The following is a 14,493-nucleotide window of genomic DNA, read 5'->3' as shown; positions in this document are numbered from 1 at the left end:
CTATCTAAACCAATTTGCAATAGGTCAAGCCCGAATTGCAAATCCGAAAGTAAAGCCATGATTAATATCAAATACACTCCTAGCCAAAACTATTTTTTAAACCAATCCTATTCTACTCCTAGCGGGGTTAGACAAAAATTCCATAGCTAAAAATATTATGTTTGGATAAAACCCTTATCATGAAAACTATCTAAGGTTTCCAATCAGAAGGAGGGACAACTGTAGCTCCTTCCACAATCCTACAATCATCCGCTATGATAATATCTGGTTGGCGAAACTGTAAATCTTCTCTGTTAATATAAATCCTCTCTTTATATTCACCTGCAGCCATAAAGAACCCTAATACAATTTCATTTGGGTCGTCCAAACTGATCATATTCCCCCTAATATTTGCTGGAGGAGGATCAAATACAGACCCAGTGAGCTCTATTTGTTGTTTTACTAACCTCAAATAACGATAAGCATCGGCAGAAATACTCAACTGGTTGAGGTCAACCCTAAATGTGGAAATAAATCGAAGTCCATCATCTTTAATAAAAGCTGCCTTAAATCGAGTATTTAAACCATCAAAAAAGTCGTCATTGGTCAAAAAAACTTCATAATTACCAACTTCCTCCTCCAAATAACATGTATAACAACAAGGCTTTGGCTCAGGAGTTAGAGATTTCGGCGGATAATAAAGGTCTGGCCTGGTATTCAATTCGTATACAGCAGGATCATTTCTCCAAAAATAGTAGTTATTTTCTCCATCGGGATCTTTAAAATCCACATAAACACCTACTCCAGAATCATTTAACACCTCCCCCTCTACAGGAATCTCCTCTGCTTGAATTTGAAAATTTTCAATAGGCACAGCAATATTTACTTTTTCGGGAAATGAGGTATACCTATCTCCGTTCCTTAATTGAATATTTAAGGTATAGGTTCTACCAACTATCCCGGTAAAATTATCCGGACTTAGATAAGTTCCTCTTTCATTTAGGTTTTCAACAAAGTAAGTTATCTCTCCCAATTCGTCTCGAACAAATACAGATGCGCTTCGCTCTGGAAGTACAACACCTTCATAAATACTACCATAAGTAGAGCTCCTAGATAGTTTTACAGTATGTGGCCCCGGTCCACTTGTGATCATCCCTTCTATTGTCAACAGCTGTTCCCCTTCATCCACCTCTATTTCATAAGGTGTGATACATGCTGCCAATGGCAAGATAAAGAGCAGGTAAATAAATTTTTTAGCATCTTATTAAAACTTAATAGAGTAGCTGATACTTGGAAGAGGTACACCTAACACGGCAAGTTTTAACGCTTGTGGAGGTGCTCCTAACTCATCCAAAAAGAAGAGCGAGAATGGAATTTTACGTCCATACACATTCAATACTGAGAAAGCCCAATCCCCATCGAAGAATTTGCCCTTGCCTGGAAGTTTAAAGTTGACAGAAAGTTCCAATCTATGATTATCAGGGAATCGCTGTTCATTTCTTTTTTGAATTAAGCAAGATTGTTTCCTGAATAATCAAACTTGCCATCTGGGTAGGTAACTGGTCTACCAATGCTTCTTCTGTAATTTCATCTATGATCCGGCCTGTAAACCGTATTCCTATCAGTTGGCCTATATCTCTCCCAAATACCTCCCGCTTCACTTCAGTCTGAGCCCATCCCAACTGACTAACCAGTAAAAAGAAAATGAGTAAATGTTTTTTCATATGCTGAGATTAAAATCCGTTGGGGTCAAACTTGTACAAATTCATCGGGAAATTGCCGGGAATTATTCTCTCTGGGGTCCTCATGATGTATAGATATCCTCCATAAGAATAATGAGCTACAGTTACCTCAGCAGTGGAACCTGGTATATTTCGTTTTGCTTTCCACGACAAATCTGACATATTCAATTCCCATATTTCGGTAGTTCGTTGGTAGAGCCCCACATAAGCCTTGTCTCCAATTACTTGTCCCATTCCATAACCTTTTCCTATGTCACCAGGAAATACAGCAACCTTTCTCCAAGAAATTAAGTTGGGCTCAAATTCCCAGAGGATTTTATCCGAGTCTACCACATAGAACTTACTATCATAAACAAAAAAAGGATTTGTCTGAGAAAGCATGGTAGGTGTTGAAGTGATCCGAGTCCAAGTTTTTCCATTGGGATTATATTTTCTTACCCCGAAGAAATCAACGTCCAAACTTCCTATGACGTAGAGTTCCTCATTTATTTCAAAAGCAATTGACTCTCTTGAAACAAAACTTAGATCCTCTAGTGGTTCAAATCCACTATCAGTTATTTTAAAAAATGTGTTGTTATGTTTGTAACCAAGAGTATCTAAGTTAAGAGTCCCTCCTCCTAAAAATTTTCTGTCGAAAACCCATAGGATCTGTTAGGTCCATTATAAGGAACATCTAACCATTCACGGGATTCGAGGTCAAACTTCTTCATTCTTGGGTATAGCGCAAACAATGACATGTTTCCTAATCCTATCACTAATCTCCCTCCCTTGAATAATAGGCCGAACCAGCCAACCTAAAAGGATCCGGATAATTACTAATTAACTCATAGGCACCAGTTTTATATTCAAAAAGTGAGGGAATTCCAACTTCACATTTTGACTTAACAGTTTAATTGGCACATTTACTGCAATAGGAGGTGGGATTTTCAGATGAATTGTTGATTCATCAACAATAGATGTAATTGTAGCTTGAGTATCTCCAAAAAACACCTGAGTGTCTTTTGTGAAATTTGTACCTTTTAAAATAAAATCGTCTCCTTCGGTCCCAAAATCAGGACTGAAACTTTTAATAGTAGGAGTCAAAGTTTCTGTTTGGATAACATTCCCAAATTGAATCTCACCATCAATTTCAATAAATGCTTTCGCGTAATATGTTTTTGAATTTGTCAAACCATCGGTTTCACCAATAAATCTCCCTGGCCCTACTTTACTCCCCAGAGAAATAATAATTGGTGATGAAAAATTTCATCGCCTGAAATATAAAAACCATGATCAATTAATTCTATTTGTTGGTTGGTAATCAACCTTCCCAACATTCTAAGTTTTTCACTACTCGAGTAAAGAATCTGCTCAGTGATTATTACTGTTGTATCAGGTTCAACTTGTCTACATGCATTTAAGGACACCAAAAAACCGAAAAGAATAACCAATATAATTTTTTGCATAAAACTTAATTGACACAAAGAAATTTTCAAAAAACTCAAATTATTAGTTCAATAAATATAAAAATATTTAACTAACCAACTAACCAATTAAATCCAAAATACCCTTATGTTTTATATAGATCCAAAGTTTTAACTTATGAAAATCATCCATAGGCATCTACAATTTGAGAGTAACCAAAGAAATAAAACCGACTATTGAGTGAATAGACCATACAATATGATCCCCCTCAATATAACATGACCTCCTTAAAAATCTTACAACAGAGATCTCTCGTATTTCTATTTGAAGAATGATTTGCCTTTGTGCTTCGCTATGATTCTCAGGCAAGTGGAACCGAAATCTATGGGGTCGAATTGTTTGAAAAAGGGAAGGTGGTTTTCACCACTATTTTCTATTCAATTTTTTACCGATGGAAAACGGTAAAACACTAATTGAGGATTTTTTTCTATTGCATTTTCCTTATCCCTAAGAATGGAGTAATACACATTTCCTTTAAATAGCTTTGGAATCATTTCATCTGTCATCTCTTGGTCAAATAATTGCCTTATATGACTTAGAGGACGATTGTTTTCCAAATCAATTACTATAAAATAGGAACGATGATCATATAAAACACGTAAAAATGCATTTTTATCGGACATCACCATTTGGCTTACTACCAATTGAATTGTGTTGTCAAATCCAATAAAATGAAGTAGGTATTCTGGAGTCAATCGCCCCTCTTTTATTTTAAAAATCGTATCCTTCTCGTTATGCGATGACATGTCTCCCCGAAAGACTGGCATATAAAATAAATTTGCGTTGTTTACCCGACTTATTATCCTAGGAATTGGATGGATAATAGTGAATTTTGAATGATAGCCGTAAAGTGGCTTTTCCCAGTTTTTAATTTCAAAGGTTTTGGGTTCAATAGAGCTTATCAACACCTGACGAGGTTGCTCTTTTGTGCCATTGATTGTCTCCTGAACAACCAGTAGAGTATCACTATCCTTATAAAAAGAGATCGGATGCCCAGGAAGTTTACTGCTTGTTGATTCAAATTTCCCTTTGGGGTTATAGGAAATCACGGTCATTTTTTGCCAATCTGCCACCAAGACAACATTCTCCTTTTCGTCTAAGTGAATCGCATATGGCATTATATATTCATCTGGCCCCTCTCCCATCTCCCCGATTTTCCCGAGAAACCTACCATTGTAGTCAAATTTTAATGGACCCTGTTTTCTGTCTAAGAGAACAAAGAAATCTTGCGAAAAGGCCAAATCTTGGACCGAAGTAAGAGATGGATTTCCAGGAATCTCAAGATTTATAGTGTCAAGTAATTCAATGATAAATTCCGGTGAATCACCCTTCAAAAAATCCATCTTGATTTCAATTGTTTTTGTAGATTGAAGTGAATCTGGAGAATCTTTGTTTCCACAATTTTGAAATTGGAAAGATGAAATGAAAAAAAGAATTCTAATACTATATTTCATGATCGAGATTATTGAATACTACGCACCTGTTCGGTCCCATAGATAGACATATTTAAATTCATCCTTTTTTCTACTCTCTATATCCCCTTATTGTCTTATTCATTAAGCAAATCCAAATACCCCACAATCAAAGACAAATATCTCTTGAATTCCTTAATGTAATTTTGTTTAGACTTTTCATCTTTCGATTGGGAAATCTCGATGGCGTAAACTTTTGCACGAATATTGGCTCTCAAGCACTTATAATAATTGAACAATTTTTCTTCCTGACCAGAAATGGACGTCCCTTGTTGCTCAAAATAGGTAGTCAAAAAACCTTCGACAAGTCTTCTCTTCCCCAACTTTCCAAATCCATACAGAGGAAAGCCACCTCATACAGCACATCAATCTGTCGGAAATCCTCCCTAAACTCTATGCAATCAAAAATGACGGGGCTTTCCATCAAAAAAACATTGCCTCCATGCAAATCCCCATGAACATCCCTCACAAACCCTTCTTCTATTCGCTGTTTTAAAAGTTCCGAATTACTTTCCAAAAACAAGTCGCTCAACCTAACTGCCCTATGTAATTGCTCTTTGAGTTCATCATAATTAGGGAGCTCTTCCAATACTTTTTCTATACTCAAAATATCATTGAAGGTCTCTTTCGATTTTTGCAAGTCAAAAGACCGATGAATCACTCGGGCTCTTTTGTGGAAACTCCCCACCTGATGGGCTAATTTTTCTATGGCTTCTGAAGACACCTCTGCTTTCTCCAAAAGTCGGTCCATCCGCATTCCCTCATCCATCCTCTTCATCACCACAGCAAAATCCCGAGGCAATCCTTTTTCCCCGCCAATGGACCAATGGTCTTCTTCAAAATAAATTGGTTCCACTCCCAAGTAGATATCAGTAAACCTTGCATTGAGATTCACTTCCATTTCGCAGTAATGTTTCCGCTTTTGCAAACTGGAAAAATCAACAAAAGACAAGTGAACAGGCTTTTTGATTTTAAAAGCATGGTCTCCGGATAGGATGACCCAAGAAATATGAGTCTCTATCAATTTTCCCTTTAAGGCCAGCCCTTTGAAAGAGCCCAATTGCGATAAGCTTTTGATTTCGGAAGAATTCATTGATCAGGATTAATATAGTCCATCGCCTGCCGAAGCATTGATTCCAGATTTGATTCTCTGGAAGTAATAGCAATGAAAGGCGGACGGACAGGATCAAAATTCTCTTTCAACTTCAAGTACACCTCATAGTTTGCCTCACTGTTTTTCTTGGCTTTTCCAGCCTTTTTTTTACCAGTGATTCACTTGCTTCCACCAAAATGGTACTTAAAGGAACTTCATATCTAGATGAAAGTTGATAAATCAACTCTCGATATTCCTCCAATTGAAAGGTAGCATCCATTACCACCGATTTCTCATCCTTGACCAACAACTCTGTACGTTGACACAGTTCTCGGTACACCTCCATTTTATCCTCCCTCGTATAGCTCCCCATTTTATGAAGTTCTTTTCGGATCACATCATTTTCCAAATGGACTGCCTTAAGCCGTTCTGAAAGTTTAGAAGCAAAATAGCTTTTCCGGAACCGGGAAGTCCCAAGACCATAATCAACAACATATCTCCTACTTATTTTTCTAACTCCTGAATTATTTTCCCTATATGTAAAAAGAAGGAATCTAGACTAATTTAAAAAAGAAGCTGCCTAAACCGCTTTTCCAACTGGTTCTCTTACTCCAAGTTGAAATCGCAAGGTTTTTAGCAGCCTCTATAAATCCTTAACTTCTATTACTTACTGATGACTAATTTGATTGGGAAGAAAGCCATTGCATAATAGTCACGGGAACTCCATCTACTTTCACGGGACTACCATCAAAATCTGTTTGGCTCTTATTTGCATGTGAATAAATCCATGACCAGTGCCCCGGATAATGGTAATCCTCTCCTCCTAATAAGCCTGTGATATCTACCACATGGTCATATAAAGTCAAGTGAACATCTTTTGCTCCAGCTTTGATTAGTTTATCATACACTGGTAATACAGTCTGATCCGCGACAGTGGTCGAATCATCTTTGGAGTGCACAAACCAGATCGGTACATTTTTGATACTTTTAGCTTGTTCATCTGATAAATAAGCTGCCCGATAGGCTAAAGCGCTGATATACCCTCCAGCAAAGTAATCAGGGTATTCCAAGATCAATTTCAAACTCATATACCCCCCATTACTACATCCACCTACATAAATCCGATCCGTATCTACATTGGGGTTTTTCGCTACAAAATCATCAAATAAACCCTTCAACGCCTCAAAGTAAATATCATCTACCTGACCACTAGTAGAACCATCCCCGCTATCCATCCAACGAGTAGGTGTTTGTGGAACCAACACATAAGCCCCATCAAAATATTGTTGAATTTCCGGAGATGCATAATTGGCAGCCCGATTTCCTAGCAATGGAATGGTGGTATCTGTCCCTCCTTCACCTCCTCCATGTAACCAAATAATCAATGGAGCCTTATCTTGATCGGTATCCGGTGTAAATGAGGCATAGGTTAGTTCGACATTGGAATGAGTGAATGTACCATTCAAATCAAATTCATCGATCAAGGGCATGATCCGGTCACTTTCTTTGTTCCAGACTTCCAAGGTCTCTGTATTGGTAATTAACAATTGGTAGTCTACCCAGACGTTGCCATGACCACGCATGTATTGAAAGGGTGAACTCACACGAATAGTAGGAGCTACTGCCAGATTCAATGTGACATAACTTCCGCCCTCCTGCCTGTTTCCTTGACCATCCGAAGGATAAGCAGATAATACCGTTCTCTCTCCTCCAGAAGGATTAATAGGACCTTCTGAAAGTTCAGAACTTCTTGTAGCGTAAACATGGTAAACTGATGGATCTACACTTAAATCAGTGCTGCCTTTGGACAAAATCACTTTGTTTACCGCCGGACCCCAGTCAAAGCCTTCTACGACAAGATTATAGGTATTTTGTGCCATCACCTGAAAGGAGGCTAGCACCATACAAAGAATTAGAAATAAGGGTTTATTGTTCATGATTTATTGGTATTTACAGAATCTTCAATTTAAAAATCTATCCTATTCATTTACTGATAATTATATAAACGTGATGATTTTTTTATGGAATCACTATATAAAGCTCATTTGTAAACCACTTTTAAGACTGAAAAAAATAAAGTGGTTTACAAAATCAGCTAATTTGAGATAGGGATCATTCTTCTTTTTCATATTGGGAAAATGACTTGTTATTGATGAAGTAAAAACCTTTTCTAGCAAAGCAAAAACCACATTACTCGCCTCGTTAAATAAAAAAACAAAAATAATTACCCCAAATAGTTTGAAGATTCTCAATAAAATACAGAATTTTATAAAAAAATGTTAAGCATTGAACTAAACCAAAATAAAATTTGATTTAGTACCATTGATTCAAAAGCCTTTTAAATTTTATATTGGATTGAGAGGAAAATTTGAATCGTTAACAGGATTTAACTGAAGTTTTCTTGACTGGGAGAAAAACTTTATTTATTTCGCACCCTGATGACAAAGTTGATTACAAGAATTGTACTTTCATTTTGCATCCTACTTTCAAGCGGGTATAGTCAACTATACGCCCATGAAATGGAGGAGGGTCATCAGTTTGTTCAGGAAGAAAATTTTTCCAGGTTAGAAAATTCTCACATAGCCCAAAGCAACTCCGAACAAGTCCCAATCATTCAAATTCACGAGTCCGGTAAAATCAAGTTAGATCCTACTGAAATCGAGGAGGAAGATGACATCCTTTTTTCATTTAAAAAGTATGTAGAAAATAGCAATTACTTTATTGCTATTTTTTGCACCTAATTCTCGGATTTTTATTCCGGTTTATTCAAAGACGCTTATTCCTTAGTAAGCATTTCTACCTTGTATCGTCCTATAGGATGCACCTCATCAACCAGGTGTTTACTATATGATACTACTTTTTAAGTAGGCTATATAATCCATAGCTCTTCTTACCCTACCCTTCTTGTGTTGCTTCAATTTCCAAAATGAAGGACGCAATCCCGTGTATCAATTCTTTACACGTTTCTAAAATCCAAGAATAAATACCGTTTAACATCTATTTTATGAAATCGAGAATTATCATGCTCGCAGGCTTGTGTGCATTACTATTCCACACAGGCTGTAACTCTCACGGAGAGGAGCACCATGAAGCAGAAACTACCTTTCAGGTAACCAGTCCATTACCCATGGACACAACTATCACCAAACAATATGTGTCTCAGGTCCATTCGATCCAGCACATTGAGCTTAGAGCTCTTGAAAGAGGCTACTTACAAAAAATCTATGTAGATGAAGGTCAGTTTGTGAAAAAAGGCACCTTGCTTTTCAAAATCATGCCGAATGTCTACGAAGCAGAGCTTGCAAGAGCAAAAGCTGAAGCTGAATTTGCAAGAATTGAATATGAAAACACCAAGTCTTTGGCAGACAGAAATATCGTTGCCCCCAATGAATTAGCTATGGCTAAAGCACAGGTGGATAAAGCCAATGCCGAACGACTTTTGGCAGAAACACATTTACAGTTTACTGAAATCAGAGCTCCATTTGACGGAATTATTGACAAGTTCCTTGTCAGAGAAGGCAGTTTGCTAGAAGAAGGAGAGTTATTGACCAACTTCTCCGACAACAGTAAAATGTGGATTTATTACAACGTGCCTGAAGCGGAATACCTAGATTATAAAGCTCAGGTCAAATCCAATGAAAAAGTGCAAGTGGCCTTCCAAATGGCCAACCACAAAATGTTTGAATACCCAGGAGTAGTGGAAACTATTGAAGCGGATTTCAACAATGAAACTGGTAACATCGCTTTTAGAGCGACTTTTCCGAATCCTGATGGGTTGTTAAGACATGGGGAAACTGGAAACATCCAAATGACAATCCCTCTCGAAGGGACCTTATTAATCCCTCAAAAGGCAACCTTCGAAGTGTTGGATAAGAAGTATGTATTTGTCATTGATGAAGATCATGTAATCCACTCTAGAGAAATCGAAATCTCTGCAGAGTTACCACACATTTATGCAGTAGTAGGAGGATTAGAGCCTACAGACAAAATACTTTTGGAAGGTCTTCGACTAATAAAAGAAAACGAAGAAATCCAGTATGATTTTCTGGAACCGAAATCAGTGATTTCGAGTCTGGATCTTTATGCCGAGTAATTCCAATCCTAAAACAACAAACTGATGTTTACAAAATTCATAAAAAGACCAGTTTTAGCGATTGTAATCTCCATTATCATTGTGTTTGTAGGTTCTCTGGCCATGAAGCAGATGCCTATTTCACAGTTTCCGGAAATCGCTCCAACAACGGTAAGTATATTTATTGCCTATCCAGGTTCCAGTGCTGACGTGCTGGTAAAGTCCACGCTTATTACGCTTGAAAACTCCATCAATGGGGTACAAGGCATGCGATACATGGCCACAGATGCAACTAGTGCGGGTGAGGCAACCATTAACGTAATCTTCGAACCAGGCACCGACCCCAACCAGGCCGTCATACGAGTCAAGACCAGAGTGGATCAGGTTATGCCTCTCCTACCAGAATTGGTTCAGCGAGAAGGTGTGATTATCACTCCTATCCAGCCAAGTATGTTGATGTACGTCAACCTTTTCTCGACGAGTGAAAGCATGGATGAAAAATTCTTGTACAACTATGCCAACGTGAATATGATTCCGGAGATCAACCGGATCAAAGGGGTAGCAAGGTCTCAAATTTTGGGCAGTAGAACTTATGCCATGCGGGTTTGGTTAAATCCAGACCGTATGCGTGCCTACAACCTTTCTGTAGAAGATGTCATGGAAGCGATGCAAGAGCAAAGTATCGTAGGACGCCCAGGAAGAATCGGTCAAAGTTCCGGTATCGCAGCCCAGTCTCTTGAATATGTTTTGACCTACAAGGGCCGTTTCAATACCTCTGAACAATACGATAACATCATCATCCGGGCAAACCCTGATGGTGAAAGCATCAAACTCAAAGACATCGCTAGAACTGAATTAGGAAGTGAATTCTTTGATATTTATTCCAACCTAGACGGTCATCCTTCCGCGGCGATTGTATTGAAGCAAAACTATGGCAGTAATGCCAGTGATGTAATCGCAGAGGTGAAAGCAAGACTGGAAGCCATGAAAGAATCCTTCCCTCCAGGAATGGATTATCAAATCAGTTATGACGTTTCTCAATTCCTAGATGCATCTATCGAACAGGTAGTTCATACATTACGCGACGCATTTATCCTTGTAGCCCTCGTAGTATTTATTTTCCTAGGGGACTGGAGGTCTACATTAATTCCTATTCTAGCTGTACCGGTTTCGCTGGTTGGAGCTTTCTTTGTGATCCAATTCTTTGGTCTCTCGATCAACTTGGTCACTTTATTTGCTCTGGTGTTGGCAATTGGTATTGTGGTCGATGATGCGATCGTAGTGGTGGAAGCCGTACACGCCAAAATGGAGGATTTCCCTCACCTGACTCCCTACCAGGCTGTAAAAAGAGTGTTGGGAGAAATCAGTGGAGCCATCATCGCCATTACTGCGGTTATGGTTTCAGTATTCCTTCCAATTTCCTTCATGTCAGGCCCAGTAGGCACCTTCTATCGGCAGTTCTCTATCACCATGGCCAGTTCCATTGTGATTTCAGCGGTGATCGCATTAACCTTGACTCCTGTACTTTGCGCCATGCTGCTCAAAAATCACCATGGACATGAAAGAAAGCAGAACTTCTTGACCAAATCACTGGATAGCTTTAACAGCGTTTTCGATAAGTTGACAGGTAAATATGTTGGACTTTTGAAATCCATGGTGAGCAGAAGGTGGCTAACCTTTGGAATCCTTCTACTATTCGGAGCTGGAATTTTCTTCGAAAACCAGATTCTTCCAGCAGGATTTATTCCTAGTGAAGACCAGGGAACCATATATGCAATTATCCAGACACCTCCAGGAGCAACTTTGGAAAGAACCAATCAGGTTTCTCAAAAGCTTCAAAAGATTTGCGAGGAAATCGATGGAGTAGAATCTGTTTCTTCATTGGCAGGATATGAGATCATGACAGAGGGTCGTGGCTCCAATGCCGGTACTTGTTTGATCAACTTGAAGCCTTGGGGTGAGCGTAAGCACACGGTGAAAGAAATCATGGAAGAACTAGAAGAAGAATCTAAGGGGCTTGGTGCAATTGTAGAGTTCTTCGAACCACCAGCTATTCCGGGTTTCGGTTCATCTGGCGGTTTCTCCATGAGATTATTGGATCAAACTACCAATACAGATTATCAGGAGTTTGATAAGATCAACAAAGACTTCATGGATCACCTAAGAGAACGTAAAGAGATCACTGGTCTATTTACGTTCTTCGCGGCCAACTATCCACAATACGAATTGGAGATAGACAATAATAAAGCCATGCAGAAAGGGGTATCCATTGGTAAGGCCATGGAGAACTTAAACATTCTGATTGGAAGTACCTACGAACAAGGTTTTATCCGATTTGGCCGATTCTTCAAAGTTTATGTGCAATCTGATCCAAGCTTCAGACGATTACCTTCTGATGTTCTGAATCTCTTTGTTAAAAATGAAGCAGGCGAAATGGTGCCTTATTCTGCCTTCATGACGATGAAGAAAACACAAGGTCCTAATGAGGTTACCCGTTTCAACATGTATAACTCGGCAGCAATCAGAGGTCTTCCGGCTCCAGGCTATACTACGGCTGATGCCATTCAAGCCATTCGTGAAGTGGCCGCTGAAACTTTACCGAGAGGATATGATATTGCATGGGAAGGCTTGTCTTATGATGAAGCTAGCAGAGGTAACGAAGCACTCTATGTATTTATCATCGTACTTGTGTTTGTTTACTTCGTTTTAGCAGCACAATACGAAAGCTTTATTATTCCGCTTGCCGTAGTTTTCTCTTTACCTGTCGGGGTTTTTGGATCCTTCTTCTTGCTAAAGATGATGGGACTTGACAATGATATTTATGCCCAGATTGGTTTGATCATGTTAGTGGGGCTGTTGGGTAAAAACGCGGTATTGATTGTAGAATTTGCTGTACAAAAGAGACAGGAAGGTGCGACCATCCTTGCGGCAGCAATAGAAGGTGCTAAGGTTCGATTTAGACCTATCCTCATGACTTCCTTTGCCTTTATTGCTGGATTGGTTCCATTGATACTAGCAACCGGAGCAGGTGCAATTGGAAACAGAACCATCGGTGCTTCTGCCATGGGAGGAATGCTCTTCGGTACCATATTCGGGGTAATCATTGTCCCTGGCCTTTATTACATTTTCGGGTCTTTGGCAGATGGCCGTCATTTAATCAAGAATGAAGACGAAAGTCCCTTATCCGAACAAACTCACCACAAACATGCTTAAAAGAATCCTTTATATAAGTCTTGGAGTAGCAAGCCTTTCCTTTGCGGTGACCTCTTGTAAGACTCAAGAATTGGCCGAAAAAGCCATAAATGATACAGTTCCAGAAAGCTATAATGGCTCTCAGGACACTACGAATACCGCTACTTTGGATTGGAAGGAATACTTTTCCGACCCATACCTTCGAACCCTGATTGATACGGCCCTGAGCAAGAATCAGGAGTTGAATATTACCTTGCAGGAGATACAGATTGCTCAAAATGAAGTCCGTGTCCGAAAGGGTGAAATTTTACCCTCTGTGAATATCGGAGTAGGTGCAGGTGTGGATAAAGTGGGTCGGTACACCAGTCAAGGGGCCAATGATGCCAATACTGAAATCAAACCTGGGGAAGAAATGCCAGATCCGTTGCAAGATTATGTGGTCGGTGCATTTGCCACCTGGGAAGTGGATATTTGGAAAAAGCTCAGAAATGCAAAAAAATCAGCCTTGACTCGATATCTAGGTAGTGTAGAGGGTAAAAATTTCATGGTTACCAACTTGATCGCTGAAATTGCCAATTCTTACTACGAACTACTGGCGTTGGATAATCAATTGGAGATTGTTCAACAGAACATCGAGATCCAAAACAATGCCTTGGAAATTGTCAAGTATCAGAAAAATGCTGCGAGAGTCACCGAACTCGCAGTAAAACGATTTGAAGCACAAGTGCTAGATACCAGAAGTCTTCAATACGACATTCAGCAGCAAATTATAGAAACTGAAAATCGGATCAATTTCTTGGTAGGTAGATTCCCTCAAAGAGTGGAAAGAGATCACCGTGTTTTCACCGACTTGGTCCCTGAAATGGTTCATGCGGGGATTCCTTCTCAGTTATTACAAAACAGACCGGATATCAGACAAGCAGAGCTTGAATTGGCAGCATCGAAGATTGACATTCAAGTGGCCAAAGCAGACTTCTATCCTAAATTGGAGATTTCTGCTGGATTAGGTTTTAATGCATTCAATCCCTCTTATTTGTTCACCACTCCTCAATCCCTGATCTATTCGCTCGCGGGTGAGTTGGTAGCTCCATTGATCAATCGAAATGCGATCAAAGCCAGGTACCTCACTGCCAATGCCATGCAGATTCAGGCGATTTATAATTACGAGCAAACGATTTTGAATGCATACATCGAAGTAGCAAATCAACTTTCCAACATTGACAACTTAGAAAAAACCTATGATTTGAAAACGCAACAAGTAAATGCGTTGACTCAATCTATAGATATTTCCAATGACCTGTTTAAATCAGCAAGAGCTGATTACATGGAAGTGTTATTGACACAGAGAGATGCCTTAGAATCAAGATTTGATCTGATAGAAACCAAAATGAAACAAATGCATGCCAAAGTGAATATATATCAAGCACTTGGCGGCGGTTGGTACTAGTTAAAGTTGAATAAAGGTTGAATTGCTATCCT

The 14,493-nt window shown here is 39.1% G+C and carries 14 protein-coding genes; 4 read left to right on the top strand and 10 right to left on the bottom strand.

All coding sequences use genetic code 11. The features are described from left to right. Positions 1-190: 190 nt before the first annotated feature. The 10 genes from V8V91_RS20690 to V8V91_RS20645 form a co-directional block, all read right to left on the bottom strand. A complete protein-coding gene (locus V8V91_RS20690; protein ID WP_373397004.1) occupies positions 191-1,207 on the bottom strand; it encodes a DUF4249 domain-containing protein in 1,017 nt (338 codons plus the stop codon). A gap of 36 nt (positions 1,208-1,243) precedes the next feature. After that, positions 1,244-1,447: a hypothetical protein gene (locus V8V91_RS20685; RefSeq protein WP_373397003.1), complete on the bottom strand. Its 204-nt coding sequence runs from the start codon at positions 1,445-1,447 to the stop codon at positions 1,244-1,246. A 25-nt stretch (positions 1,448-1,472) separates the two neighbouring features. Then, positions 1,473-1,703, bottom strand: coding sequence for a hypothetical protein (locus V8V91_RS20680; protein ID WP_373397002.1), 231 nt, complete (start codon positions 1,701-1,703; stop codon positions 1,473-1,475). A gap of 9 nt (positions 1,704-1,712) precedes the next feature. After that, on the bottom strand, positions 1,713-2,180 hold the full coding sequence (locus tag V8V91_RS20675; protein ID WP_373397001.1) for a hypothetical protein: 468 nt from the start codon (positions 2,178-2,180) through the stop codon (positions 1,713-1,715). 360 nt (positions 2,181-2,540) lie between these two features. Beyond that, entirely contained in the window at positions 2,541-2,891 is a 351-nt protein-coding gene (locus tag V8V91_RS20670) for an IPT/TIG domain-containing protein (RefSeq protein WP_373397000.1), read from the bottom strand. Between the two features lie 671 nt (positions 2,892-3,562). Beyond that, positions 3,563-4,528 carry a 6-bladed beta-propeller gene (locus V8V91_RS20665; RefSeq protein WP_373396999.1) on the bottom strand — a complete coding sequence of 322 codons (966 nt, stop codon included), beginning with the start codon at positions 4,526-4,528 and terminating at the stop codon, positions 3,563-3,565. Positions 4,529-4,734: 206 nt separating this feature from the next. Continuing rightward, positions 4,735-4,950: a hypothetical protein gene (locus tag V8V91_RS20660; protein WP_373396998.1), complete on the bottom strand. Its 216-nt coding sequence runs from the start codon at positions 4,948-4,950 to the stop codon at positions 4,735-4,737. Continuing rightward, positions 4,947-5,750 (bottom strand): phosphotransferase, encoded by an 804-nt coding sequence (locus V8V91_RS20655; RefSeq protein ID WP_373396997.1) that lies wholly within the window; start codon positions 5,748-5,750, stop codon positions 4,947-4,949. The genes V8V91_RS20660 and V8V91_RS20655 overlap by 4 nt, the downstream gene beginning before the upstream one ends. A gap of 112 nt (positions 5,751-5,862) precedes the next feature. Next, positions 5,863-6,258, bottom strand: coding sequence for an AAA family ATPase (locus tag V8V91_RS20650; RefSeq protein ID WP_373400769.1), 396 nt, complete (start codon positions 6,256-6,258; stop codon positions 5,863-5,865). A 169-nt stretch (positions 6,259-6,427) separates the two neighbouring features. Next, complete coding sequence (locus tag V8V91_RS20645; protein WP_373396996.1) at positions 6,428-7,687, bottom strand: prolyl oligopeptidase family serine peptidase; 1,260 nt, start codon at positions 7,685-7,687, stop codon at positions 6,428-6,430. Positions 7,688-8,188: 501 nt separating this feature from the next. Here V8V91_RS20645 and V8V91_RS20640 point away from each other — a divergent pair. From V8V91_RS20640 to V8V91_RS20625, 4 genes are all read left to right on the top strand, one after another. Next, the gene (locus V8V91_RS20640; RefSeq protein ID WP_373396995.1) at positions 8,189-8,491 is read left to right on the top strand and encodes a hypothetical protein; all 303 of its coding nucleotides are present in this window, start codon (positions 8,189-8,191) and stop codon (positions 8,489-8,491) included. A gap of 263 nt (positions 8,492-8,754) precedes the next feature. Further along, a complete protein-coding gene (locus V8V91_RS20635) occupies positions 8,755-9,843 on the top strand; it encodes an efflux RND transporter periplasmic adaptor subunit (protein ID WP_373396994.1) in 1,089 nt (362 codons plus the stop codon). Positions 9,844-9,867: 24 nt separating this feature from the next. Next, complete coding sequence (locus tag V8V91_RS20630) at positions 9,868-13,035, top strand: efflux RND transporter permease subunit (protein ID WP_373396993.1); 3,168 nt, start codon at positions 9,868-9,870, stop codon at positions 13,033-13,035. Beyond that, a complete protein-coding gene (locus tag V8V91_RS20625; protein ID WP_373396992.1) occupies positions 13,028-14,461 on the top strand; it encodes a TolC family protein in 1,434 nt (477 codons plus the stop codon). Before V8V91_RS20630 ends, V8V91_RS20625 begins: the two co-directional genes overlap by 8 nt. Positions 14,462-14,493: the final 32 nt, after the last annotated feature.

The sequence above is a fragment of the Algoriphagus halophilus genome (assembly GCF_041729275.1).
GTDB classification, from domain to species: Bacteria; Bacteroidota; Bacteroidia; order Cytophagales; family Cyclobacteriaceae; genus Algoriphagus; species Algoriphagus halophilus_A.
The sequence above is the reverse complement of the archived record's forward strand: the minus strand, read 5'-3'. Positions and strand labels throughout refer to the sequence as shown.

Bases quoted from the DNA above. Each gene is read 5' to 3' on its own strand.
- V8V91_RS20680 (WP_373397002.1), bottom strand. From the start codon at position 1,703: ATGAAAAAACATTTACTCATTTTCTTTTTACTGGTTAGTCAGTTGGGA.
- V8V91_RS20665 (WP_373396999.1), bottom strand. From the start codon at position 4,528: ATGGATTTTTTGAAGGGTGATTCACCGGAATTTATCATTGAATTACTT.
- V8V91_RS20655 (WP_373396997.1), bottom strand. From the start codon at position 5,750: ATGAATTCTTCCGAAATCAAAAGCTTATCGCAATTGGGCTCTTTCAAA.
- V8V91_RS20645 (WP_373396996.1), bottom strand. From the start codon at position 7,687: ATGAACAATAAACCCTTATTTCTAATTCTTTGTATGGTGCTAGCCTCC.
- V8V91_RS20640 (WP_373396995.1), top strand. From the start codon at position 8,189: ATGACAAAGTTGATTACAAGAATTGTACTTTCATTTTGCATCCTACTT.
- V8V91_RS20635 (WP_373396994.1), top strand. From the start codon at position 8,755: ATGAAATCGAGAATTATCATGCTCGCAGGCTTGTGTGCATTACTATTC.
- V8V91_RS20630 (WP_373396993.1), top strand. From the start codon at position 9,868: ATGTTTACAAAATTCATAAAAAGACCAGTTTTAGCGATTGTAATCTCC.
- V8V91_RS20625 (WP_373396992.1), top strand. From the start codon at position 13,028: ATGCTTAAAAGAATCCTTTATATAAGTCTTGGAGTAGCAAGCCTTTCC.